The sequence below is a fragment of the Palleronia salina genome (assembly GCF_900141995.1).
Classification (GTDB): Bacteria; Pseudomonadota; Alphaproteobacteria; order Rhodobacterales; family Rhodobacteraceae; genus Palleronia; species Palleronia salina.
In genome coordinates this window covers 506,556-530,849 of the sequence record NZ_FQZA01000001.1, presented here as the reverse complement: position 1 = coordinate 530,849, position 24,294 = coordinate 506,556, and the positions used below count along the sequence as shown (strand labels likewise).

General features: G+C 69.6%; 20 protein-coding genes. 10 read left to right on the top strand and 10 right to left on the bottom strand.

What is annotated here, in order from left to right:
* Positions 1-59 precede the first annotated feature (59 nt).
* The 3 genes from BUB76_RS02570 to prfB all read left to right on the top strand — a co-directional run bounded on the left by BUB76_RS02570 (position 60) and on the right by prfB (position 5,118).
* Positions 60-1,310: an N-acetylmuramoyl-L-alanine amidase gene (locus BUB76_RS02570; RefSeq protein WP_084140500.1), complete on the top strand. Its 1,251-nt coding sequence runs from the start codon at positions 60-62 to the stop codon at positions 1,308-1,310.
* A 108-nt stretch (positions 1,311-1,418) separates the two neighbouring features.
* A complete protein-coding gene (locus BUB76_RS02565) occupies positions 1,419-3,914 on the top strand; it encodes a penicillin-binding protein 1A (protein ID WP_073126326.1) in 2,496 nt (831 codons plus the stop codon).
* 76 nt (positions 3,915-3,990) lie between these two features.
* Positions 3,991-5,118 carry a peptide chain release factor 2 gene (prfB, locus tag BUB76_RS02560; RefSeq protein ID WP_073126323.1) on the top strand — a complete coding sequence of 376 codons (1,128 nt, stop codon included), beginning with the start codon at positions 3,991-3,993 and terminating at the stop codon, positions 5,116-5,118.
* Between the two features lie 4 nt (positions 5,119-5,122).
* Here prfB and BUB76_RS02555 read toward each other — a convergent pair whose 3' ends face one another.
* The 8 genes from BUB76_RS02555 to BUB76_RS02525 all read right to left on the bottom strand — a co-directional run bounded on the left by BUB76_RS02555 (position 5,123) and on the right by BUB76_RS02525 (position 13,334).
* Positions 5,123-7,303, bottom strand: coding sequence for a spermidine synthase (locus tag BUB76_RS02555; protein ID WP_073126321.1), 2,181 nt, complete (start codon positions 7,301-7,303; stop codon positions 5,123-5,125).
* Positions 7,304-7,389: 86 nt separating this feature from the next.
* Positions 7,390-8,640 carry a glycosyltransferase gene (locus BUB76_RS02550; protein WP_073126319.1) on the bottom strand — a complete coding sequence of 417 codons (1,251 nt, stop codon included), beginning with the start codon at positions 8,638-8,640 and terminating at the stop codon, positions 7,390-7,392.
* A gap of 256 nt (positions 8,641-8,896) precedes the next feature.
* On the bottom strand, positions 8,897-9,469 hold the full coding sequence (locus tag BUB76_RS02545) for a bactofilin family protein (protein WP_073126317.1): 573 nt from the start codon (positions 9,467-9,469) through the stop codon (positions 8,897-8,899).
* On the bottom strand, positions 9,459-10,769 hold the full coding sequence (locus BUB76_RS02540; protein WP_175550253.1) for a M23 family metallopeptidase: 1,311 nt from the start codon (positions 10,767-10,769) through the stop codon (positions 9,459-9,461). Before BUB76_RS02540 ends, BUB76_RS02545 begins: the two co-directional genes overlap by 11 nt.
* Positions 10,770-10,951: 182 nt before the next feature.
* On the bottom strand, positions 10,952-11,770 hold the full coding sequence (locus BUB76_RS02535; RefSeq protein ID WP_073126312.1) for a ferritin-like domain-containing protein: 819 nt from the start codon (positions 11,768-11,770) through the stop codon (positions 10,952-10,954).
* A gap of 41 nt (positions 11,771-11,811) precedes the next feature.
* On the bottom strand, positions 11,812-12,270 hold the full coding sequence (locus BUB76_RS02530; RefSeq protein WP_073126310.1) for a peroxiredoxin: 459 nt from the start codon (positions 12,268-12,270) through the stop codon (positions 11,812-11,814).
* Between the two features lie 56 nt (positions 12,271-12,326).
* Positions 12,327-12,467, bottom strand: coding sequence for a hypothetical protein (locus BUB76_RS17850; RefSeq protein ID WP_175550252.1), 141 nt, complete (start codon positions 12,465-12,467; stop codon positions 12,327-12,329).
* 117 nt (positions 12,468-12,584) lie between these two features.
* Positions 12,585-13,334 carry a hypothetical protein gene (locus tag BUB76_RS02525; RefSeq protein WP_073126308.1) on the bottom strand — a complete coding sequence of 250 codons (750 nt, stop codon included), beginning with the start codon at positions 13,332-13,334 and terminating at the stop codon, positions 12,585-12,587.
* A 174-nt stretch (positions 13,335-13,508) separates the two neighbouring features.
* On the opposite strand from BUB76_RS02525, the gene BUB76_RS02520 reads away from it, so the two are divergent.
* From BUB76_RS02520 to BUB76_RS02495, 6 genes are all read left to right on the top strand, one after another.
* Positions 13,509-13,769 carry a hypothetical protein gene (locus BUB76_RS02520; protein ID WP_073126305.1) on the top strand — a complete coding sequence of 87 codons (261 nt, stop codon included), beginning with the start codon at positions 13,509-13,511 and terminating at the stop codon, positions 13,767-13,769.
* A gap of 70 nt (positions 13,770-13,839) precedes the next feature.
* The gene (locus BUB76_RS02515) at positions 13,840-17,184 is read left to right on the top strand and encodes a YhdP family protein (protein WP_073126303.1); all 3,345 of its coding nucleotides are present in this window, start codon (positions 13,840-13,842) and stop codon (positions 17,182-17,184) included.
* A gap of 16 nt (positions 17,185-17,200) precedes the next feature.
* On the top strand, positions 17,201-18,253 hold the full coding sequence (queA, locus tag BUB76_RS02510; protein WP_073126301.1) for a tRNA preQ1(34) S-adenosylmethionine ribosyltransferase-isomerase QueA: 1,053 nt from the start codon (positions 17,201-17,203) through the stop codon (positions 18,251-18,253).
* Between the two features lie 92 nt (positions 18,254-18,345).
* The gene (locus BUB76_RS02505; RefSeq protein ID WP_073126299.1) at positions 18,346-18,999 is read left to right on the top strand and encodes a protein-L-isoaspartate O-methyltransferase family protein; all 654 of its coding nucleotides are present in this window, start codon (positions 18,346-18,348) and stop codon (positions 18,997-18,999) included.
* Positions 18,996-20,420 (top strand): TolC family outer membrane protein, encoded by a 1,425-nt coding sequence (locus BUB76_RS02500; protein WP_073126297.1) that lies wholly within the window; start codon positions 18,996-18,998, stop codon positions 20,418-20,420. Before BUB76_RS02505 ends, BUB76_RS02500 begins: the two co-directional genes overlap by 4 nt.
* A 105-nt stretch (positions 20,421-20,525) precedes the next feature.
* Complete coding sequence (locus BUB76_RS02495; RefSeq protein WP_073126295.1) at positions 20,526-21,638, top strand: hypothetical protein; 1,113 nt, start codon at positions 20,526-20,528, stop codon at positions 21,636-21,638.
* A 6-nt stretch (positions 21,639-21,644) separates the two neighbouring features.
* Here the strand turns inward: BUB76_RS02495 and BUB76_RS02490 are convergent, their stop codons facing one another.
* Positions 21,645-23,105 carry a cobyric acid synthase gene (locus BUB76_RS02490; RefSeq protein ID WP_073126293.1) on the bottom strand — a complete coding sequence of 487 codons (1,461 nt, stop codon included), beginning with the start codon at positions 23,103-23,105 and terminating at the stop codon, positions 21,645-21,647.
* 58 nt (positions 23,106-23,163) lie between these two features.
* On the opposite strand from BUB76_RS02490, the gene BUB76_RS02485 reads away from it, so the two are divergent.
* Positions 23,164-23,727 carry a hypothetical protein gene (locus BUB76_RS02485; RefSeq protein WP_073126291.1) on the top strand — a complete coding sequence of 188 codons (564 nt, stop codon included), beginning with the start codon at positions 23,164-23,166 and terminating at the stop codon, positions 23,725-23,727.
* Positions 23,728-23,813: 86 nt separating this feature from the next.
* Here BUB76_RS02485 and BUB76_RS02480 read toward each other — a convergent pair whose 3' ends face one another.
* Positions 23,814-24,131: a DUF6280 family protein gene (locus tag BUB76_RS02480; RefSeq protein ID WP_073126289.1), complete on the bottom strand. Its 318-nt coding sequence runs from the start codon at positions 24,129-24,131 to the stop codon at positions 23,814-23,816.
* Positions 24,132-24,294 lie beyond the last annotated feature (163 nt).

The following is a 24,294-nucleotide window of genomic DNA, read 5'->3' as shown; positions in this document are numbered from 1 at the left end:
GCTAGGCTGACCCCACAGAGGGGCGCAAAGCCCCCGGAGCAGGCGAAGCGAGGCACCAGATGGTCATTGCACGGGCCTTTCGAACAGTCGTGGCGCTTGGCGCCTTCACCTTCGCGATCGGGGCAGCGGTACCGGCTGCATCCTCCGAACCCGCGCAGCTGACCGCCCTTGCGCGCATCGACACCGAGACCAGCCGCATCGCCGATTTCGGATCCGATCTCCAGATCGAACTCGCGCTCAGCCAGCCGGTGCCGTGGCGCGTCTTCACCCTGTCCGATCCCAGGCGGCTCGTGGTCGATTTCGGCGAGGTCGATTTCACCGGCAGCGACCTGGCCGGGATCGTCGCCTCGGACGGGATCGAGGATCTGGGCCACGGGCGGATGCGTGACGGCTGGTCCCGTCTTGTCGTCACCTTGGCCGAGCCCATGGCGATCGAGACGGCGGGGCTGGTCATCACCGAAAGCACGGGGCGCGCGGTGTTGAAACTGTCGCTGGCGCCCAGCACGGACAAGGCGTTCGCCGCCGCCGCCGGTGCGCCCGAGTCCGGGCTGTTCGCCTTGCCCGAGCCGGCCGCGATGGACGCGCCGCTCACCCGGCAGACGGGGGACCGCCCGTTGCGCGTGGTGCTGGACCCCGGGCATGGCGGGATCGACCCCGGCGCCATGTCCGAAGGGTTGACCGAGGCCGACGTGATCCTGGGCATCGCCCACGAGCTTGGCGACGCGCTGCGCGCCGCCGGTCACGAGGTGACCCTCACGCGCGAGGATGACAGCTTCGTCTCTTTGGAGCGCCGGGTCAGCATCGCCCGCGCGGCCCGCGCGGACCTGTTCATGTCCCTGCACGCCGACGCCCTGACCGAAGGCCGCGCCTCGGGGGCCAGCGTCTACACGCTCAGCGACCGGGCCTCCGATGTGGCGTCGCAGAAGCTGGCCGAACGGCACGACCGCAGCGATCTTCTGGCCGGGCTGGACCTGCACAGCCACGACGACGAGGTCGCATTGGTGCTCATGGACCTGGCCCGGCGGGACACCGCGCCGCGCAGCGACCGGCTGGCCGCGCGGCTGGTGGACGGGCTGGCGAGCTACACGGGCGACCTGCACAAGCGGCCGCGTTTGCAGGCGGGGTTCTCGGTGCTCAAGGCGCCTGACATCCCGTCGGTGCTGGTCGAGCTAGGGTTTCTCAGCAGCGCGCGGGACCGGGCGAACCTGACCGATCCCGAGTGGCGGGCGCAGGCCGTCGCGGGCATCGTGCATGCCGTCGATGCCTGGGCGGCCGAGGACGCGGTCGAGGCGCGCGGCCTGCGGCAATGACCCGCCGGGCGCCGCGTTTCGTGAACCGGACGTCGCGTCAGTTCTTTTGATCTTTATCCCCGGCCAAGATAAGACGGGGCACCCGACGCGTACGAAGGCCCCCAGCCCATGATCCGTTTCATCCTGTCCATTTTCGGCGGTTTTTTCACCCTGGTGACCATGGGTGTGCTCGCCGTCGCGCTGACCATCGGGGCGGTGTTCTGGATGTACGGCGCGGACCTGCCCGACACCGATCAGCTGAGCCAGTACCAGCCGCCGACGATCAGCCGGATCTATTCCGGCGAGGGGCGGATCATCGACGAATTCGCCGAGGAGCGACGCCTGTTCACGCCGGCCAGCGATATACCCGACCTGGTGAAGCACGCCTTCATCTCGGCCGAGGACAAGAACTTCTATACCCATGCGGGCTATGACCCCCGCGGAATGGTCGCCGCGGCGATCGATGCGGCGCGTGGCCAGGGCGTGCGCGGCGCGTCGACCATCACCCAGCAGGTGATGAAGAACTTCCTTCTGGGCGGCGAACGCAGCGCCGAGCGCAAGGTGAAGGAACTGATCCTGGCCAGCCGGATCGAGGAGTCGCTGAGCAAGGAGAAGATCCTGGAGCTCTACCTGAACGAGATCTTTCTCGGCCAGAACTCCTACGGCGTGACGGCGGCGGCGCAGAGCTATTTCAACAAGCCCCTGGCCGCACTTCAGCCGGAAGAGGCCGCCTATCTCGCGGCGCTGCCCAAGGCGCCGTCGACCTATCACCCCGTCCGCGAGAAAGAGCGCGCGATCTCGCGCCGCAACTTCGTTTTGCGCGAGATGTTCGAGAACGGTTTCCTGGACGAGGACGATTACCGCGCCGCCCGGGTCGCGCCGTTGCAAACCGTGCAGAGCGGCGATTTCGACAGTTTCCGCTCCGAGATCCCGCCGCGCGACTACTTCACCGACGAGATCCGCCGCCAGCTGAGCCGCGACTACGGCGAGGGCGAGTTCCTGTCGGGCGGCCTGTCGGTTCGCGCCACCATCGACCGCGAGCTTCAGACCGTGGCCGCCCACAGCCTGCAGCGCGCGCTGGAGGATTACGACCGCTCCACCGGCCGCTGGCGCGGCACGGGCGAGACGATCGATCCGGCCGAACTGGACAACTGGGAAGAGGCGCTGGCCGGCACCGACGTGCCGCGCGACATCGACCTGGACAACCAGTGGTACCCGGCCGTCGTCCTGGACATCGCCGACCAGTCGCTGACCGTCGGCGTCGAGGGCGAGGGCGAGCAATCCGTCCCGCGCGACGATATCGCCTGGCTGCGCGGCGACTTCTTCGACAACTTCGAACGCGGCGACGTCGTCCATGTGCGCCGCATGACCAACGATAGCGACGGCAGCCTGATCCGCTGGAGCCTGCGCCAGGTCCCCGAGGTGCAAGGCGCCTTCATGGCGATGGACGTGGATACGGGCCGCGTGCTGGCGATGCAGGGCGGCTTCTCCTACCAGGACTCGGTCTTCAACCGTGCCACGCAGGCCACCCGGCAGCCGGGATCGAGCTTCAAGCCCTTCGTCTTCGCCGCGGCGCTGGATTCGGGCTTCTCGCCCGCGACGATCGTCGTGGACGCCCCGATCGAGATCAACACGCCGCAGGGCCTGTGGCGGCCTAAGAACTATTCCAACCGGTTCTACGGCCCCACGCCGCTGCGCACCGGGATCGAGCAGTCGCGCAACCTGATGACCGTGCGCCTTGCGCAGGAAGTCGGGATGGACGTGGTGGCGAGCTATGCCGAACGCTTCGGGGTCTACGACCGGATGGGCGGCTACCTGTCGGCATCGCTCGGGTCCGAGGAAACGACGCTCTACAAGATGGTGGCGGCCTACTCCATGTTCGCCAATGGCGGCGAGCGGGTGGAGCCTACGCTGGTCGACCGGGTGCAGGACCGCTACGGGCGCACCGTCTACCGTCACGACCAGCGCGAGTGCCTGGATTGCGACACCGCGCAGCTCGAGCCCGGATACGGGCCACGCATCGCGTCCGACCGCGAACGCGTCATGGACGCGATCACCGCCTATCAGCTGACATCCATGATGAAGGGCGTGGTCGAGCGCGGCACGGCGCGCGGCCGCGTCAACCTGAACGTGCCCGTCGCGGGCAAGACCGGCACCACCAACGACGCCAAGGACGTGTGGTTCGTGGGCTTCACGAGCAACATCGCCGCCGGCTGCTATATCGGCTTCGACCAGCCGCGCAGCCTTGGCAGCGGCGCCTCGGGTGGTGGCATGTGCGCGCCGGTCTTCGACCGCTTCATGCAGGAAGCCACGGCAAAATACGGTGGTGGTCCGTTCGACGTGCCGCCGGGCGGCCATTTCATCAAGATCGACCGGTTCACGGGCGCGCGCCTTTCGGACGGGGCCAGCGGCGACAACGTCGTGGCCGAGTATTTCCGCCTGGGCGAAGAGCCCGTCTTCGGCGTGGCCTTCGACGGCGGCTTCGCCATGGGCGCGAACCTTCCGCTGTTCGAGGAGGCGGCCGGCGGCGGCACGCAGCGCGTACGCAATGCCGACGGCTCGACAGCGACAATTCCGCAGAAGAAGGCCACGTTCGGCACGCTCAGTTCCGGCGGGCTCTACTAGCCGGGACGTCCCGACGCGGGCCGTTGCGGGCGGGCGGCGGCGTTGCTATCTGGTGCGCTGACAGGAAAGGCACCCAATGCGCGCAGAAACCCAGAACACCGTCGACGCCATCGAGAAATCGCTGGACCTGCTGCGCCAGCGCATGGATTGGGAGACGGCGTCCTACAGGCTCGAGGAATTCAACGCGCGCGTGGAGGATCCGACCCTGTGGGACGATCCCGACAACGCCCAGAAGCTCATGCGCGAGCGGCAGGCACTGGTCGATGCCATGGACCGCTACAAGGCCATGGCGCAGGAGCTTTCGGACAATATCGAGCTGATCGAACTGGGCGAGATGGAAGACGACGCCGAGGTCGTGGCCGACGCCGAGAAAGCCCTGGCCCGCCTGAAGGACCGCGCTGCCGCCGCCGAGATCGAGGCTTTGCTGAACGGCGAGGCAGACGCCAACGATACCTTCCTGGAAATCAATGCGGGCGCGGGCGGGACCGAGTCCTGCGACTGGGCGTCCATGCTGGCGCGGATGTATGTCCGCTGGGCCGAGAAGAAGGGCTACAAGGTCGAGCTTCAATCCGAATCCGCCGGCGACGAGGCAGGGATCAAGTCGGCCTCCTACAAGATCAGCGGCCACAACGCCTATGGCTGGCTCAAATCAGAATCCGGCGTGCACCGTCTGGTGCGGATTTCGCCCTACGACAGCGCCGCGCGCCGCCACACCTCGTTCAGCTCGGTCTGGGTCTACCCGGTGGTCGACGACAATATCGAGATCGAGGTGAACCCGGCCGATATCCGTGTCGATACCTACCGCTCGTCCGGCGCCGGCGGCCAGCACGTGAACACCACCGACTCGGCCGTCCGGATCACCCACGAGCCCACGGGCATCGTCGTGACCAGCTCCGAGAAGTCGCAGCACCAGAACCGCGATATCGCCATGAAGGCCCTGAAATCGCGGCTCTACCAGATGGAGCTCGACCGGCGGACCGCCGATATCAACGCCGCGCACGAGGCCAAGGGCGACGCGGGGTGGGGCAACCAGATCCGCTCCTACGTCCTTCAGCCCTACCAGATGGTGAAGGACCTGCGGACCAGCGTGGAAACCTCTGACACGCAGGGTGTGCTGAACGGCGATCTCGACCGGTTCATGGCCGCGACGCTGGCGCAGGACGTGTCCGGCAAGTCCCGCGCCGAGGCCAGCGCCGAGGACTGACGCCTCAGCGCAGCAGCAGCCCCAGAAGGTTGGCGTGATCGTCGGTCCACTCGCGGCCGCCGTCGTCCACCAGCGCCTGCCAGTCGGAGGCCGCCGTCGCCGACGCCAGCGTCCTTGGATCGCGGGCCAGTGCCACGACCGAGCTGGCATGGGCGTTCAGCTCGTCCTCTTCGGGCCGGTCGTAGCGATGCGCACCCGACAGCCCCAGCGCGCTGGCCGAACGGCCCAGCGGCACCGTCAGGTCGTAATAGCGGTTCGAGACGTGGTAGATCAGCAGCCCGCCGGGGTTCAGCCGGTCGAGGTAAAGCTGCATGGCCTCGGTCGTGGTCAAATGTACCGGCACGGCGTCCGATGAATAGGCGTCGATCACCAACACGTCGTAGGTCTGGTCCTGCCGCTCCAGCACCATCCGCGCGTCGCCCAGGTGAACGGGCGCGTCGGGGGTGCAGTCCGACAGGTAGGTGAACAGGTCCGGGTCGGTGGCGATGCGGGCCACGACCGGGTCGATCTCGTAATACTGCCAGTTCTGGCCGGGGGCGGCGTGGCAGGCCATGGCGCCCACGCCCAGCCCCACGATCCCCACGTCCCGCGCGGCGCGGCCCACAGACGAGGTCACCAGCTCGGCCAGCGGCAGGCCTTCGTGGTAGTAGCTCAGCGGTGTGGGCTTGCCCGGCTCGTCCAGGATCTGCGCCCCGTGCAGCGTCGTGCCATTGGTATAGCTGCGGGCGAACCCGTCCTCGTCGACCTTGTGCACGCCGAAAAAGCTGCGGTCGCGGAAGACGGCTTTGTCCGGCAGGCTTTGCATCGCGGGCCAGGTGAAGGCGGCCAGCGCCAAAAGCGCGGCGCCGATCCGCGCGCGCAGGGACAGCAGCAGCACCAGGGCCGTGACCAGCAGCAGGCACTTCGCGACCAGCTCGGGCTGCGGGGCGACGCGCGACAGGAGCAACAGCGCGAACCCGGCCAACGAGCCGAGGATCCAAGCCAGCACGGCACGGCGGCGGCGGATTGCGAAGGCCCGGGGGCTGAGCAGCAACGCGGCGGCCACGGCCAGCGTGACCGGCCCCTCGGCCAGCGTGTCGAACAGCGCGGGCGCGAGGACCGAGTTGAACAGCCCGCCCAGTGCGCCGCCCACCGACATGGCAAGGTAGAAACCCGTCAGATGCGCCCCCTCGGGCCGCGCTTCGTAAAGCCTGCGATGGGCGAAAAGCGCCACCGCGAAGAAGGCCGCCGCCATGGCGATGATCATGCCCAGCTTCTGGTGGCCGCCGGTCACGCCCAGGAACACGGCCCCCAGAAGGGCCAACGCCCCGATGGTGGCCAGGCGCAAGGCGGGCAGGGGCAGGACGGGCCTGGCGCGGAAGGTCAGCACGAAGGACAGCAGGTAAAGCGACAGCGGCACCGCCCAGACCAGCGGGATCGCCCCGATATCGGTGCTGATCTTGGTGGTGACGGCCAGCATCAGCGACGAGGGCACGAAGGCGAGAACCAGCCACAGCCCGATCCGCCGCCACGGCAAGGGGGTGGACGATGCGCGGGCGACGCGCCGGGCCTCGCCCCGCGCCATCAGCCCGGCGGCCAGCAACCCGGCGCCCAGAACGGCATAGCCCGCCGCGAACCCGGCGCCGATGCCGCTGGTGCCCCAGACCGGCTCGGCGACCAGCGGAAAGCCCAGCAGCGCGATCAGCGACCCGAGGTTCGACGCGCCGTAGAGGAAATAGGGATCATCTGCGGCCGCGCCGCCCGACCGGGCGTACCACGCCTGGATCAGCGGCGCGTTGGCCGACAGGGCCGCGAAGGGCACGCCCACACCCAGCGCGAACAGGGTCAGCGTCTGCCACGCGGCGGGTTGCCCGGGCGTCCAGGTCCAGCCCTCGGGAATCGCCAGCGGCAGGAAGAACAGGCCCAGCCCCCAGACCCCCAGGTGCACCGCCACCTGCGCACCCACCGGCAGGTAGCGCGTGATCAGGTGGGCATAGAGATACCCCGCCAGCAGCACCGTCTGGAAGAACAGCATCGCCGTGGTCCAGACCGCCGCCGCGCCGCCGATCTCGGGCAGAACGATCTTGGCGAAAAGCGGCTGCACGAAGAACAGCAGCCCCGCCGACAGGAAGATCGTGGCGGTGAAGACCACGGGCGCCACCCGGGTCAGGCCGGGGCGGTGGGACAAGGTGTCGGTCAGGGACATGGAGTTGCGGCTCTCGGATGGCGTGTCGCGGCGACAATCCCCGGGCAATGCGCCGATTGTTGGGCGAGATGGCGGTCTTTCGGGCTTCAAAACCGTGACATCATCAGGTCCGCCGCCCGGGCCGCGCCGTCCGGGATCAGCCGCGCGGCAACGGCTTGCGCGACGTCCGCCCGTTGGCACATGGCCTTAAGATCTTCCACCGCCTTCGGGCCGTCCACCTGCCCGCGCAAGCGGCGTGCCACGCCCAGACGTTCGGCCCGCGCTGCATTGTCCGGCTGGTCCGCGCCCAGCGGCAGGATCAGCTGCGGCACGCCCGCGTGCAGCGCCCGGCCCAGCGTGCCCATGCCGCCATGGTGCAGCACCACGCCCGCCCGCGCAAAAAGCGGCGCGTGGGGCGCGAAGGACAGGGCGAGGATATCGTCCCCCTGCGGGGCATCGACCGGCCCCGACAACAGGACTATCCGCATCCCGGCCGCGCGGCCCAATCGCACGGCCCGGTCCCAGAAGTCGCGCCCCGCCAGCCGGTGGGACACCGACCCCAGCGTGACCACGAAAGGCGGTGGCCCGGCATCGAGAAATTCCCGCAAGCCGACGGGCAGCGCGCCGTCATCCGGCAGCGCCGAGAACCCGGTGACCTCCACCGCCGCCGCGTCCTTTGGCGGCGTACCCAGCACGGGATCCCACAGTCCCAGCCGCAGCGCCGGCTCGAGCGCGTGGCCGAAGAACGGGACGGCGTTGGTCGGGGGAAGGCCCAGTTCCTTGCGCACCCGTGCCTGCGCCCGTCCGTGGCGGCGCCGCATTTCCAGGTCGACGATGCCCAGCCATATCCTGTTCCAGCCCACCGCCAATCGACCCCCGGGGCGCGGGATCATGGGCGGCACGAATCCCCGCAGGCGGGGCGGAGCGAGGGCCGAGCGCATGAGCATCGGCTGCAACAGGATCGGCACGTGCGGCACGCCCTCGAGTTCGGCCGCCAGCGGGGCCGCCATGGCCAGCGCGGTCCAGCCCACGGCCCGGCAGCCGCGCACGTGAGGCTGCATCTCGCGCGCGAGGTCGGCCAGCATCGGGTAGGTCGCGCGCCGCAGGATCGGCGACGGGTCGCGGAACACCTGCCGGGCGATGGCGTCGCGGTCCATCCCCAGCCGCGCGGCCACCGTCGCGCTGTCCGGTCCGAAAGTGGTCGCCTCGATCCCCAGGCCCGCCGCCGTGTCCCGGTCGTCGGGGCCGAGAAGAAGGCGCACGGGCTGGCCGCGCGCCCGCAGCGCCCGGGCCAGCGCCAGCGCCGGGAAGAGGTCGCCCAGGGAGCCAACCGTGCTGAGCAGGATCGGCGCCGTCATGCGGTGATGTCCATGGTGCCCCCGTGCGTTGGCCGGGCGCCGCTTGCGTCCCGGCCCGCGTTACCACATGCGGTGGCGGCGGGTCAGGGCAAGCCCGGGGATGTCCCACAGCACGCACTCGCACGGTCACCGGGACGCCGCGCGGATGCGCCGAAAGCGTGGCGACCCTTGATGGGGGTGCAAAAGAGAAAGGGCACCGCGACCTGCTGCCGCGATGCCCTTTCATGAAAGATATATGGCGCGACGCGCCCGACGATCAGCCCTTGCTGTCGCTGCCGCCGGATCCCGAGCCGGACGCAGAGCTTGCGGGGGCCGAGGATTGCGACGACTGCGCCGGCGCCGACTGCTGCGCGGGGCGCTGGCCGCCACCGGTGGTGTTCAGCGGATCGTCGCGACGGGCCACCGAGCCTTCGAAATGGGCGCCGGATTCGATCGCGATGGTCTTGTGGATGATGTCGCCCTCGACCCGCGCGGTCGAGGTCAGGCGCACCTTCAGGCCGCGCACGCGACCGACCACGCGACCGTTCACGACCACGTCGTCGGCCATGACTTCGCCCTTGACGGTGGCGCCTTCGCCGACGGTCAGCAGGTGGGCGCGGATATCGCCTTCGATGGTGCCTTCGATCTGGATGTCACCGGTCGTCTTCAGGTTGCCCTTGATGGTCAGGTCGGACGACAGGATCGACGCCGGCGGCTTCGATTTCGATCCGGGGCCGGGGGCGTCGGTATTGGTCTTGGGTGCGTTCATGGGACTCTCGCTTGTGGGTCGGGTCACAGCCTCGCCGCCCTGTTTGGGGCCGGGCTCGTTGATCTTGCTCTTAGAAAACATCTTGCGCTGCCTTGATATAGGTCATCGGATTGACGGGCTTGCCGCCGACGCGCACCTCATAGTGCAAATGCGTCCCGGTCGAACGTCCGGTATTTCCCATATCACCGATACGCTCACCGCGCGATACCCTTTGGCCGACTTTCACCCGTGCGCGAGACAGGTGGGCATAGCGCGTCTCGATGCCGAACTCGTGCTTGATCTTCACCAGGATTCCGTAGCCGGACAGCCGGCCGGCATGGGTGACGACGCCGTCGGCGGTGGCGTGGATGGGGGTGCCGTGGGCGCCGGCGAAATCGGTGCCGTTGTGCATCCGGCCCCAGCGCGGGCCGAATCCGCTGGTGAAGCGGAACGAGCCGTGGACCGGCAGGGCGAAGGGGGCCTTCTGCGCCGCCAGCCGGTAGAGGTTCATGCGGTCGAGCTTCTCGAGGATCGAGTTGGCGCGCTGGCCGTCGGCGTCGATATCGCCGCCCTTGGTCGAGAACGAGATCGGCGTCAGCGGACCGCCCTGGCCAGAATAGCCCCGCTTGACCTGGTTCAGCAGCGTGTCGGTGTTCAGCCCGGCCGAACGGAACATCTTGTCCAGCGGCGCGACCGAGATCGTCAGGGCGTCTTCCAGCTGGCTGAAGATCTGGTCGTTGCGGTCTTCCTTGAGCTTCGCCTCGTAGATCATCTCCTCGGCGAAGGTCTCGGCCTCCTGCGCTTCGAGAGCCATGGCGTCACGTTGACCGGCAGCGGCGGTCAGGGCCGAGGCCAGCAGGTCTACGGTGTCTTCCATCTCGTCCAGGCGCGCGATGTCGGCGGCGCCTTCGCCGTCGCCTTCGACCAGGGCGGCCAGGTCCTGTGCCTTGGCCTGCGCCGCGTCGCGCGCCAGCACGACTTCGCGCAGCTTGTCGTGGGTCACCGACATGCCGCGCTGAAGCTCGGTCAGGTCGGCCTCGGCCCGCAGAAGGTCGGATTGCATGCTGCTGACCTGGCGAAGCGCCGCGCTGAACCGATCCTGCGCGGCGCTGGCGTCCTGCAGCGCGGCGTCGCGTTCGGCCGACAGGGCGTTCAGCCGCTGTTCGTAAAGCGCCTGTTCGCGGGCGGCCTGGTCGCGGGACTGGTCGGCGCCGATGCTGTCCATCAGCAGGACGGCCGAGGCGATGATGCTCCAACCCACCACGGCGGCGACCCCGGTCACGGCGCACAGCTGCGTGCCGGGGGTCAGACGGACGTATCGGGTTTCGGTGTCGGACCGCAAGAACAGCCGTTTCTCGGGGAAAGCACGAGCCAGCGCCGCACTGAATAAACTCAACCGCATTGCTGTCAAAACGCTGTCCCTTCCGCTGTGTCTGCCATTTGCGCCCGATCTGCCGTGGGCGTCATATTGTTTCCAAGGTGCCTAGCAACCCAAAAACCACACCGCAACAATTTTGCCCTGCATTTGTGTGGTGGTTCCGGAAGCTGCCGGAAATCGGCGAGAATCTGCCGACTTCCACGGGGTTAGCGGTCGGCGCCCTCGGCGAGCGGCCAGTAGAAATCCGGTGGCAACCCGGCATCGGCGCGCTTCTCGACGTTGAAGGGCGGCTTCAACGCGCCGAGGAAATAGCGCCGGACGAGGTCGTGAAAGGTCGGCGTGGGGTCCAGGTTCCCGCGCCCGCAGAGGAAGTGGAACCACTTCGATCCGTAGGCCACGTGGGTCACCTCCTCGCCGTAGATGACCTCGAGCGCGGCGACGGCGTCCTTGGCGCCCGCGCGGCGGAAGATCTCGATCATGCCCGGCGTCACGTCGAGCCCCCGCGCCTCCAGCACCATGGGCACCACCGCCAGCCGACCCATAATGTCGTCCATCGTGTCCTCGGCGGCGCGCCACATGCCGGCATGGGCGGGCAGGGCGCCGTAATGGCTGCCCATTGCCTCCAGGCAGTCGCAGATCAGGTTGAAGTGTTTCGATTCCTCGTCCGCCGCCTGCACCCAGTCGTCGTGGAAGCCGGGCGGGAAATCCAGGTGCCCGAACCGCGCGACCATGTCCCAGTGCAGATCGACGGCGTTCAGCTCGATATGCGCGACGGCGTGCAGCATCGCGATGCGGCCATCGGGCGATCCGGGCTTGCGGCGGGGCACGTCGCGCGGGTCCACCAGTTCGGGCCGCGCGGGACGGGCGGGACGGTCGGGCGGCGCGCCACGTCCCACCGCCTCGCGGCCTGCGCCTTCGGCGCGCATCTCGCGCCAGCGGGCGGCATGGGCGTGGGACAGGGCGGTCTTCTCGCGGCCATCGGCGCAGGTCAGAACCTCGCAGGCCATCTGGGTCAGGGATGTCATGGCCCTTGGGTGACCCGACGCCGCCGCCCCGTCAACCGCGACTAGAGCGCGCGCGCCGCCTCCAGCACTTCGTCGACGTGGCCCGGCACCTTCACCTTGCGCCATTCACGCTTCACCGTGCCGTCTGCGCCGATCAGGAAGGTCGCCCGCTCGATCCCCATCGACGTCTTGCCGTACATCTTCTTCTCGACCCAGACGCCGTAATCCTCGCAGACCGATCCGTCTTCGTCGGCCAGTAGCGCGATCTTCAGCCCGTGCTTGTCGCGGAACTTTTCGTGCTTGGCCACGGTGTCGCGGCTCACGCCCAGCACGGTCACGCCCGCGCTAGCGAAATCCTCCACGGCCTCGGTGAAGCCCACGGCCTCTTTCGTGCAGCCCGGCGTGTCGTCGCGCGGGTAGAAGTAAAGCACCACCGGCCCATCGATGGCCGACAGCGTGACGGTCTCGCCGCCGTCGCGGGGCAGGGTGAAATCGGGGGCTTTCTGGTCCTGAAGGCTCATTCGGTCGCTCCTGTCGATGTCTCAGATCGGGACAGATAGGCCGCCGCGGCGCGATGTCAGATGTCCGATCGCCGCGTCTTGGGTGGCAGCAGCCGCGAGGTGGCGGGCACCTGTCCGAACCACGTCCCCTTGCCGGTCGTCGCCACCCGGAGGCCCGGCGTGGCCGCTTTTACCAGGCCGTAGGGCACCCGGCACATGGTCGCCGGGACCGGGCCCGCGGCGACCCTGAGCGACCGCCCGCAGCCCGTCCGGTCGTCGAAATCCGGGTCAACGCCAACGATCGTGAAGACATCGGTCCGAACGCTGCCACCGATCTACGCGGCCACCCACGGCACAGTGTGCGACAGCGCCCCGTGCACCGCATAGATCGACAATCCGAACATGACGACAGCCGGCCCCGCCACCTTCGGCAGCAGGCGCAGCCGCGCACCGGGTTCTGCGCCCGCCATGAAGACGGCTCCCACAGCCATCGCGGTCAGCGACGAAGCGGCGAAGGCCGGCAGCGGAACGATCGCGGCCCAGTCCGGCGCGGCAAGCGCCCTTGGCCCGAAGATGACGGGAAGTCCCAGCGCGAACGGATGCAGGGCCAGGACGGAAAGAGCCGCCCGGGTCACGGGGCGCTCCCTAAGCCGTGCGCGACCGCGCTCTCCGAGCTCATGCAGGGTCGGCGTGGGGTTGGACGGAGCGATCCCGGCGATGGCGCGCCCGGGCAGAACGAACAGCACCAGCAGCGGCAGGCAGACGGCGATCATCACCCAGGGCGAGACGCTCTGCGACAGGGTGCTGACCATCGCGCTCAGAAGCAGCAGCACGGCCAGTATGACGCGCGCGGCATTCGGGCCGACCTGCGCGGTCAGCGCCCTGACCAGCCGCAGGCCCCGTGACGGTCGGATCATCACCAGCGCGAAGGTGGCCACGATCAGGATGGAAACGACACGCAGGACATCGGCCACAGGCTCTACCCCGAGGTAGAAATAGGTGACGCGCAGCGCCTTGGCGGCGACGTAAAGGGCGACGACGCCGAATACGGCGATGAGCGGCGGGGCAAGGCGATCACTGGACATGCTCAAGCAGGTGACCCCGCAATGCGGTCGGAATGGGGCGACGCCGGCGCATCGTCGGGTCAACGCCCGGCGGCCGACGACATTATTTTCAGGGGCATCTTGCGTGGGGTCACGGCGGGGCCATTTACGCCGCACGCAATCTCGCGTGGCCCTTTTTTTGCAAGGCACTCCCCCATGACCCGTATCGGTCTTCTCTCCCTCTCCGCCGCCCTGTTCGCAGCCCCCGCTTTCGCCGACACGGTGACGGGCACCGTCCTGGCCTTCGACCGGATGGCACAGGTGATCGTCCTGGACGACAGGTCCGTCTGGTCGCTCGAGGATGGCGGCGCGACCGCGCCCGTGGGGCTGGTGGCCGGCGACACCGTGACCATCGATTTCCAGACCGTCAGCGACAACGGCCTCGGCAAGATCCTGGGCATCGCCGTCGCCGGGTAGCGCGGGTTCGTGATCGGCGTCACCGGGAAACCGGCTGGCGTGACCGCGCGGGTTGGGAAATAAAGTCCACATGACCGACCCCGCGGCCGATCCGACAGCGCCCGGCGGCCCCAAGCCGCCCAGGCCGCCCAAGCGCTGGCGGTCGCATGCCCGCCGCGCTCACGCCGTGGCCTGGGGCTGGGTCGCGGCCCTGTCCATCATGGCGGTCTTCCTCGTCTTCGCCCTGGCGTTGAGCGAGGCGCGCCTCACGCTGCCCGACAGCGTCGCGCGCGCGGTCGAAACGCGCGTGGCCCGCGCGCTGCCGCAGACCCGGCTGGAGATCGGCGGGATCGAGGTCGGGCTGGACCGGCGCGCGGTGCCGCGGGTCTGGATCACCGAGGCGCAGCTGGCCACGGATGCGGGCCAGCAGCTGGCGCAGATCGCGCGTATCGGGCTGGCCTTCGACCCGGGCGCCGCGCTGCGCGGGCGGCTGGCGCCCCGCGGGCTGCGCGTCTCGGGCGTGACGGTGACCCTGCGCCGCGACCGCCAGGGCGCGTTCCAGATCGCCTTCGGAGGTGGCGGCGTGCAACTGGGCGGCGGGTTGGCCGGTGTCCTGGCCGCGCTGGACGCCGCACTGGATCGCGCGCCGCTGGACCGGGTGGACCGGGTCGAGCTCGAGGCCGCGACGATCAGCGTCGAGGATGCCCGCACCGCGCGCGTGTGGCAGTTGACCGATGCCGGGGCGCGGCTGGCCCGTGACGCGGAGGGACTGGGCGGCACGCTGTCGGCCGACATCTTCAACGGCACGGACAGCCTCGGCCGGGTCGAGATCAGCGCGACCGCCCTGCCGGAAGCGGGCGGCGCGACGGCCTCGCTGCGGCTGTCGAACGTCCAGGCCCGCGATATCGCGCTGCAAAGCCCGGCGCTCAGTTTTCTCGGGGTGCTCGAGGCGCCGCTGTCCGGCGCGCTGCGCCTGTCGGTCGATGGCGAGGGCGCTTTGGAGGACCTGGCCGGCACGCTGGATATCGGCGCTGGCCGGCTCGCGCCGAGGGCGGGCGCGCAGCCGCTGTCCTTCGACCGGGCGCAGGCCTATTTCACCTTCGATCCGGCGGCGGGCCGTCTGCGGTTTTCGCAGGTCTCGGCCGACGGCGCCCTGGGATCGGGCACGCTGACCGGCCACGCCGACCTTGCCGATATCGGGCCCGACGGCTTCCCCCGCGCGCTGGTGGCGCAGATGACCGTGGACGCGTTGGACCTGGGCGCGCCCGAGCTTTTCGACGCCCCCCTGTCGCTCAGCCGTGGGCAGATCGACATGCGCCTGCGCCTCAACCCATTTGTGGCCGAGTTCGGCCAGATCGCGCTGCCCGACATGGGTGGCGCGCCCGGTCGCGACCTGATGCTGTCGGGGCGCGCGGCGCCGGGTGCCGACGGCTGGCGCGTCTCCGTCGACGGACAGGCGCAGAGCCTGGGGATCGACGCGCTGCTGCGGCTGTGGCCGCGCCCGATCTCGCCGAAGGCGCGGCAATGGCTGGTGGACAACATCCAGGCCGCCACCGCCCGCAATGTCGACGCGGCCCTGCGCTATGGACCCGGGGACGAGAAGCCACAGCTGAACCTGACCTTCGTTTTCGACGAGGCGCGGGTGCGGGTGATGCGCGACGTGCCGCCGGTGCAGGATGCCTCGGGCCTCGGGTCGATCATGGATCACCGGCTGGTCATCGACGTGGCCGCCGGAACCCTGCCGGTCGAAGGACGCGGCGCGCTGGACATCGCGGGCTCGACCTTCGTCATCCCCGACGGCCGGATCAAGCCCAGCCCGGCCGAGATCGCCCTGCGGGCGGACGGCCCGCTGCCCGCGCTGCTGGCGGTGCTGGACGGCCCGCGCTTCAACCTGCTGTCCCGCAGCGGTCGCGATGCCGACCTGGCCCAAGGCCAAGTCAGTGGGACCGCGCGGATCGACCTGCTGCTGCGCAAGGGCAACCGCCCCGAGGATATCGATTTCGCGGTGGACGCGACGCTGAGCGACCTTACCTCCGACCGGATCGTGCCGGGCCGGTCCCTGACCGCCGACAGCCTGGCGCTGACGCTCGAGGACATGGTTCTGCGGGCCGGCGGGCAGGCGACGCTGGACGGCGTGCCCTTCGACGGAGCCTGGCAGCTGTCGCTGGCGGGCGAGGACCGGGGGCAGGGCGAAGTCGCGGGGCAGGTGACGCTGGGCCCGGAGAGCCTGCGCCGCTTCGGCGTCAGCCTGCCCGACGGGTTGCTGTCGGGCCGGACCCGCGCGGACCTGGCCATAGACCTCGCCCCCGGAGCCCCGCCACGCCTGCGGCTGGCGTCGGACCTGGTTGGCGCGGGCCTGAGCATCGGCGCGGTGGCGTGGTCCAAGCCCGCCGGCACGCCCGCGGATTTCGACCTGACGATGGACCTTGGCGACACCCCGCGGGTCGAGCAGCTGTCGCTGAGCGCGCCCGGCCTGTCGGCGCAGGGCAGGGTGCGGCTGGCGCCCGGTCCGCGCTTCGAGGCGCTGGAGCTGTCGCGCGTGCGGCTGGGCGGTTGGCTGGACGGCGCGGTGACGGTGACCGCGCAGGGGCAGGGAGAGCCCCCCGCGATCCGCGTGACGGGGGGCGAGATCGACATCCGCCGCGCGAACCTGGGCTCGGGCGGCGGTGGCAGTGCTGCTCCGCGCGGGCCGGTCAGCCTGCGGCTCGACCGGCTGGTGGTGACCGACACCCTGGCCCTGAACGGCTTCGCCATGGATCTCGACCCCGGCCGGGCACTGGCCGGCGGGTTCCGGGGCGCGCTGAACGGTGGCGTCCGGGTGGCGGGCACCCTTGCGGGCACCGCGCGCGGCCCGGCGATCCGGGTGCAGGCCAATGACGCGGGCGCGGTTCTGCGCGATGCGGGCCTGTTCCGCGACGTGCGCGGCGGGACGATGGACCTGATCCTGCGGCCCACCGGGCAACGCGGCGAATACGACGGCACGCTGAGGGTGCGTGGCCCGCAGCTGCGCAACGCCCCCGCGCTGGCCGAGCTTCTGTCGGCGGTGTCGGTCGTGGGCCTGCTCGAACAGCTGAACGGCCAGGGCATCCCCTTCGAGGAGGTCAGCGCCGAGTTCCGGCTGTCGCCCTCGCGCATCACGCTCTACCGGTCGTCGGCCACGGGCAACGCGCTTGGCCTGTCCATGGACGGCCTCTACGACCCCAGGGCGCGGGTCATGGACATGCAGGGCGTGCTGTCGCCCGTCTATCTCTTGAACCGGGTGGGCGAGGTGTTTACCCGGCGCGGCGAGGGGCTGTTCGGCGTGAACTTCACCCTGCGCGGACCCGTGCGCGACCCGTCTGTGGGGGTGAACCCGCTGTCGATCTTCACGCCGGGCATGTTCCGCGAGATCTTCCGCCGCGCGCCGCCGGAGCGTCCCGCCGCGCGCGCCAACTGAGTTCGAGGAGAATTCGATGCGCTTGTCGGAGTTCGATTTCGACCTGCCCGAGGACCGGATCGCGGTGCGCCCGGCGCGGCCCCGGTCGTCCGCGCGGATGCTGGTGGCGCGCGGCGACCGCATCGACGATGCCGTGGTGCGCGATCTGCCCGACTGGCTGGCGCCCGGCGACCTGCTGGTGCTGAACGACACCAAGGTGATCCCGGCGCGTTTGTCGGGGCAGCGGACCCGCCACGGCGCCGAGGGCGAGACCACCGCCCGGATCGAGGCCACCCTGCTCGAGCCGCGCGCCGACGGCACATGGTCCGCCCTGCTGAAGCCCCTGAAGAAGGTGCGGGACGGCGAGGTCGTCGTCTTCTCGGACCAATTGTCGGCCGTCGTCGAGGGGCGGTCCGACGGCACCGCGCACCTGCGGTTCAACCTCGCGGGCGACGATTTCGACGCGGCGCTGGCGCAGGCCGGTGCCATGCCGCTGCCGCCCTATATCGCGGCCAAGCGGCCCGCCGATGCCCAGGATCACGAAGATTACCAGACCATCTGGGCGGCCCGCAGCGGCGCCGTCGCGGCGCCCACCGCCTCGCTGCATTTCGATCCGTTCCTGATGGAACGGCTGGCCGCGCGCGGGATCGAGATCGCCTATGTCACCCTGCATGTCGGGGCCGGGACCTTCCTGCCGGTCAAGGTCGATGACGTGAGCGAGCACAAGATGCACGCGGAGTGGGGCGAGGTGTCGCAAGGCGCGGCCGACGCGATGATGGCGACGCGTGCCCGGGGCAACCGGGTCATTCCCGTGGGCACCACCGCGCTGCGGCTCATCGAGACGGCGGCCACGGGCCGGGGCGAGATCGCGGCGTGGTCGGGGGACACCGACATCTTCATCACGCCCGGCTTCGACTTCCGGATGGCCGACGCGCTGGTGACGAATTTCCACCTGCCGAAATCCACCCTGATGATGCTGGTTTCGGCCTTCCTTGGGGCGGACCGGATCCGTCGCGTCTACGATCACGCGATCGCGAACGATTACCGTTTCTTCAGCTACGGTGATGCATCACTGCTGATCCCCGAGTGATTCTGGCCAGCGCGCCCCTATCCGGCGTTGCCCAGCCGGGGAGGCTGTGGCAAGCCTTGAAGACGGATGAACGAACGTAACGGTCGAGTACGATGGCAGATTACACTCAGCGCAGGCGCATGATGGTCGACACCCAGATTCGCCCGTCGGACGTGACCGAATTTCCCATCATCGACGCCATGCTGAATGTCCCGCGCGAGTTGTTCGTGCCCCAGGCCCTGCGCGAGGCCGCCTATTCGGGCGAGCATCTTCCGCTGGGCCAAGGCCGGGTCATCATGGACCCGCGCATCCTGGCCAAGCTGCTGGACGCGCTGGATATCACGCCCCAGGACCTGGTGCTCGACCTGGGCACCGGCATGGGTTACTCGGCCGCGATCCTGGCGCGGCTGTCGCAGGCCGTGGTCGCCGTCGAATCCGAGCCGGCCCACGTCTCCGAGGCGCAGGCGGCGCTGGTCGAGGTCGGCATCGACAACGCCACCGTGAACGAGGGCGCGCTGGCCGAGGGCGCCCCGGAATACGCGCCCTTCGACGTGATCCTGGCGCAGGGCGGGGTCGAGCAGGTGCCCGATACCATCATCGACCAGTTGGCCGAAGGCGGGCGCATCGGCTGCATCTTCATGGAACGGGCCAACGGCACTTGCCGTATCGGCCACAAGATCGACGGCCGGATGAACTGGCGTTACGCTTTCAACGCCACCGCACCCGTTCTGCCGGGTTTTGCCGCCAAACGGAGCTTTGCGCTATGATCGTCACGAACCTGTTCCGCTCCGCGCGCCGCCTGAGCGCCGCCGCCCTGTTGGCGCTGGGCACCGCGCTGCCCGTGCAGGCCGAGACGCTGGCCGATGCGCTGGTGTCGGCCTACCGCAATGCCGGGCTCATCGACAAGAACGCCGCCGCCCTGCGCGCCGCGGACGAGGACGTGGCCCAGGCGCTGGCCGCCCTGCGCCCGATCATCGACTACACCGCGTCGATCACGCGGACCTGGCAGTTTCCCAACGATCGCACAGTGAACACCGCGACCGGCCCCCAGCGGATCGAGAATACCGCCGAGACCTCGACCTCCATCGGGATCAGCGCGAACCTTCTGTTGTGGGATGGCGGCGCCACCCGGCTGCGCGGCGACGTGGCGCGCGAGCTGGTGCTGGCCACGCGGCAGGGCCTGATCAACGCCGAGCAACAGGTGCTGCTGAACGGCGTGTTGGCCTATCTGGGCGTGCGCGAGGCGATCGCCTTCGTGAACCTGCGCCAGAGCAACGTTCAGCTGATTTCCGAGCAGCTGCGCGCGGCGCAGGACCGTTTCGAAGTGGGCGAAGTGACCCGCACGGACGTGGCGGTGGCCGAGGCGGCCCTGGCCTCGGCGCGGTCGAACCTCGCCCTGGCGCGGGGTGACCTGGAACAGGCGCGCGCCGATTTCGTGCGTTTCGTGGGCCGCCAGCCGGGCCAGCTGCAGGATGTCTCGGCCCCCGCGCCGGCCGCCGGGTCGCTGGACGCCGCGCAGCGCGTGGCGCGGCGGTCGCACCCGCTGATCCGCCAGCAGATGCGCCTGGTGACGGTGGGCGATCTGAACGTCCTGCGGGCCGAAGCGGCGATGAAGCCGTCGATTTCCGCCAACGCGCGGGTCTCGGTCGCCGACGAGTTCGGAGAGCAGGCCTCGGTCGGCGTCACCATGACCGGTCCGATCTACCGCGGCGGCCAGCTGTCGTCGCTGTATCGCCAGGCGGTGGCCAACCGCGACGAGACCCGCGCCGACCTGCACATCACCACCGACGACGTGCTCCAGCGGGTGGCGCAGGCCTGGGCGCAGCTCACGGTGTCGCGGGCGCGGATCCAGGCCAGCCAGCTCGAGGTGCGGGCCGCGACCCTCGCGTTCCGGTCGGTCCAGGAAGAAGTCCGCTTCGGCACGCGCACCACGCTGGACGTGCTCGACGCCGAACAGGACCTCCAGGATGCCCGCGCGAACCTGATCTCGAGCCGCATCGCCGAGATCCGCGCCTCGTACCAGTTGCTGTCGTCCATGGGATTGTTGACGGTCGAGCACCTGAACCTGCCCGTGGTCACCTATGATCCCTCTGCCTACTACAACGCCGTCAAGACCGCGCCGGTGCGCAAAGTGTCCCCACAGGGCGAGAAACTGGATCTCCTGCTGAAATCGCTGGGAAAAAATTAAGTCCCGCGTGCCAGGCTGAAGAGGGGTCGCGCACGCGAACGTTGTGCGGCGCCCTGCAAGCGGCTAACCTCGTTGAAAAGGCACGAGCGACAAAGAGGCAGGTAAATGTCCGACCCAGCGAAAACGCCCGAAATCGAAGACGTGCTGGCTTCGATCCGCAGGCTCGTCTCGATCGATTCCCAGTCCGGTGGTGGCAGGCCTCGTCCCGCGACCCGGGCGCCGGCCTCGAAACTCGTCCTGACCTCGGATCAGAGGGTGGGTACGCACGGGTCCGGCGATGCCGCCCCGGCCAACCGCGCCTTCGCCAACGGGGTCGGTCGCGATGCCGGAGCGGAGCCCGGCGATGCCGCGGCCCGGAGGCTGGAGGATGATCCGGCCGGTGCGCTGCGTGACACCCTGGATGACACCGCCCACGATCGGCCGACCCGGCAAGACGCGCGTCGGGTGACTGAGCACGAGACGCCCGCATCCGCCGGCGCGCGTCCCGCGGCCCGGTCCCTCGATGACATCGCGCTCAGGCTCGTGGGCGACGGACGCTCCGGCGGATCGTCCAGTCTCGAGGATCGTATCGCGCAGTTGGAAAGCGCCGTCTCCTCCGGTGCGGATTTCGAGCCTGACGGCAGCGAAGACCAGAAGCAGCATATCCCCACCGCTTATCCCAGCTTCCGCACCCGGAGCGGTGCGGGCGCCGCAGACTCCGCGTCGATCGAGGCGCTGGTGCAGCAGGCCGCGTCGCAATCCGATGGCGCGGATGCGCTGTCCGGTGACGAGCTGGGTGTGGCGAACGATGACCACGCCGAAACCGGGTCGTCCCTTGAGACACCCGAGACGTCCGACCCGACCCCGGCCTTCCGCCATCGCGCCATGCAGGGCAGCCGGTCCCACGGCGCCGAGGCGACTTACCGCGACTCCGGCCCGGCGGACCCGTTCGCCGGGACCGAGGATCAGGCCGACATCGACGACGCGCCCGATGACACCTTGCGCGCGGAAGGCCGCGCCCGGCCGCAAGCCGAGCCCGCGTCCGATGCGCCGAACGGGTTCGAGGACGACGACATGGCCGAGGATGGCATCCTGGACGAATCCGCGCTGCGCGACCTCGTGGCCGAGATCGTGCGCGAGGAATTGCAGGGCGCCCTGGGCGAACGGATCACCCGCAACGTGCGCAAGCTGGTCCGGCGCGAGATCATGCGCGCCATCACCGTCCGCAATTTCGAGTAATCCGGCCTAGCCGACCGTCGCCGCCAGCGACAGCAGGCGGTCGAGGTCCATGTGCCGTTCCAGATGATCCGCCAAGGCGTCCAGCGTGGCGTCGACCCCGTCGTCGAAGCCGACCTCGGACGGGGCAGCGCCCAGACGCTGTAGATACCAGCGCCGGAAATCGTCCCCGTTGAACAGCCCGTGCAGGTAGCAGCCCAAGACCCGCCCGTCGGGCGAGGCCGCGCCCTCGGGCCGACCGTCCAGCCGCAGCCAGGCCCGGTCGCCGTCCGGACCCTCGGTATGGCCCAGGTGGATCTCGTAGCCGCTGACCGGCAGGCCGGTGTCGGCGTGGGTGGCGTGCGAGACCGACAGGCGCTTCTCGGGGCGCATCCGCGTGACCACGTCCAGGTGACCCAGCCCGTCGACGCCACCGGGCGGGCCCTCGATGCCGTCGGGATCCTCGATCCGGCGGCCCAGCATCTGGTAACCGCCGCAGATCCCCATCACGTGGCCGCCGCGCCGCAGATGCGCGGCCAGGTCGATGTCCCAGCCCGCCGCGCGGAAGGCGGCCAGGTCGGCGATGGTCGACTTGGATCCCGGCAGCAGCACCAGGTCCGCGTCGCCGGGCAGCGGCTGGCCGGGCGCGATCATCCTCAGGGAGACGCCCGGCTCGGCCGCCAGCGGGTCCAGGTCGTCGAAATTGGCGATCCGGCCCAGTCGCGGCACGGCGACAACCAGCGCGCCCGCGTTGCGGGCCGGACGGTCGAGGTCCAGCACATCCTCGGCCGGCAGGCGCCACGCATCGTCGAACCAGGGGACCACGCCCAGGCCGGCCCAGCCGGTGCGCGCGGCGATCATCTGGTAGCCGTCGTTGAACAGCCGCGTGTCACCCCGGAACTTGTTGATGGCGAAGCCGCGGATACGGTCGCGGTCGGCGGGCGGCAGCACCGCGTGCGTGCCCACGCATTGCGCGATGACGCCGCCCCGGTCGATATCGCCCACCAGCACCACGGGCACACCCGCGGCCTCGGCGAAACCCATGTTGGCGATGTCGCCCGCGCGCAGGTTCACCTCGGCCGGGCTGCCCGCCCCCTCGACCACGACCAGGTCGGCGGTGGCGGCCAGGCGGTGGAAGCTCTCCAGCACGCGCGGCATCAGTTCGGCCTTGCGGCTGCCGTATTCGCGCGCGCGCATGGTGCCCACGCGGTGGCCCTGCACGATGACCTGCGCGCCTTGCTCGGATTCGGGCTTCAGGAGGACAGGGTTCATGTCCACGCGCGGTGCAAGGCCCGCCGCGCGGGCCTGGAGCGCTTGCGCGCGCCCGATCTCGCCGCCATCCTCGGTCACGGCGGCATTGTTCGACATGTTCTGCGGCTTGAAGGGCGCCACGCTCAGGCCCCGGCGCAGCATGGCCCGGGCGATACCCGCGACGAGCATCGACTTGCCCACGTTCGACCCCGCGCCCTGGATCATGATGGCCCTGGTCATGTCCGCCCCTTCAACCCTGCCATCGCCCTAGCGGGCGGGCCGCGAAAGGAAAAGAGCCGTGAATACCCCGACCCACCTGATCATGGGCGCCGCGCTGTTCAGCCGGGCGGGCGACCGGGGCCGCACCTGGGGCGCCATCGCGGGGTCCTTCGCCCCCGACCTGTCGCTTTACCTGATGGCGAGCGTGGCGCTGGCCATGGGCATCCCGGCGGGCCGCGTGTTCGGCGAGCTCTATTACTCGGCCGCGTGGCAGCAGGTCTTTGCCGTCGACAATTCCTTCGTGCTGTGGGCGCTGGCCTTTGCCATGGCATGGTGGTCGGGGCGCGGCTGGGCCATCGCCTTCACCGGGGCCGCGCTGGTGCACCTGGCCTTCGACTTTCCGCTGCACAGCCACGACGCACGCGCCCATTTCTGGCCGCTCACCGACTGGAAGTTCATCTCGCCCATCTCCTACTGGGAGGGGGAGGGCGGCCGTCTTGTCGGGATGCTGGAGCTTGCCCTTGTCGTGGTGCTGGGGGCGATCCTGCTGGTGCGCCACTCCGATTGGCGCGCGCGGGCCGGTTTCGTCGCCATCGGCGCCGCGCAACTGGCGCCCGCGATCCTCTGGCCGCTTCTGCTCTGATCCGTCCCGACTGCCGGGCGCCGCACGAAAAAACGCCGCGGGGTTCAGCCGCGGCGTTGAAAAGGGGTCGTGCAAGTGTCGTCGGCTCAGGCGGCTTCGGCCTGGGCGGCGTTGCGACGCTCGCTTTCCTCGCGGCTCAGCGCGACCGAGGTGCGCACGCCTTTCGACACGAATTCCATCAGCCCCGACACGACGCGTTCGTTCGGGTCGATACCGGCGCAGCTCAGCACTTCGCGACCGTCGCGCGACCGCGCCCAGCGGGCAATCTGCTCGGGGCCGTTGCCATATTTCTTGTCATCGGCAATCGCATCGTCCAGCGCAGCCAAGACCACGGCGGCAAACAATTTGCGCGCGCGATTGCCCTGCTCGTGGTTGAATGCGGTTCCGTCAACGAAGTCGGTCATACGACGATCCTTATTGCTCTTTCCGTTTGCACTTGCGGCGTGACGGCCCTTATGGACCATTTGGACCGCTTTTGTCACCTTGTTTCGGAATACCAGCCATGCGCTGCGAGCATAGCCGCAGGATCAAGCACCCCAGATCGGCCATGTTGCAGCCGTTTCGAAC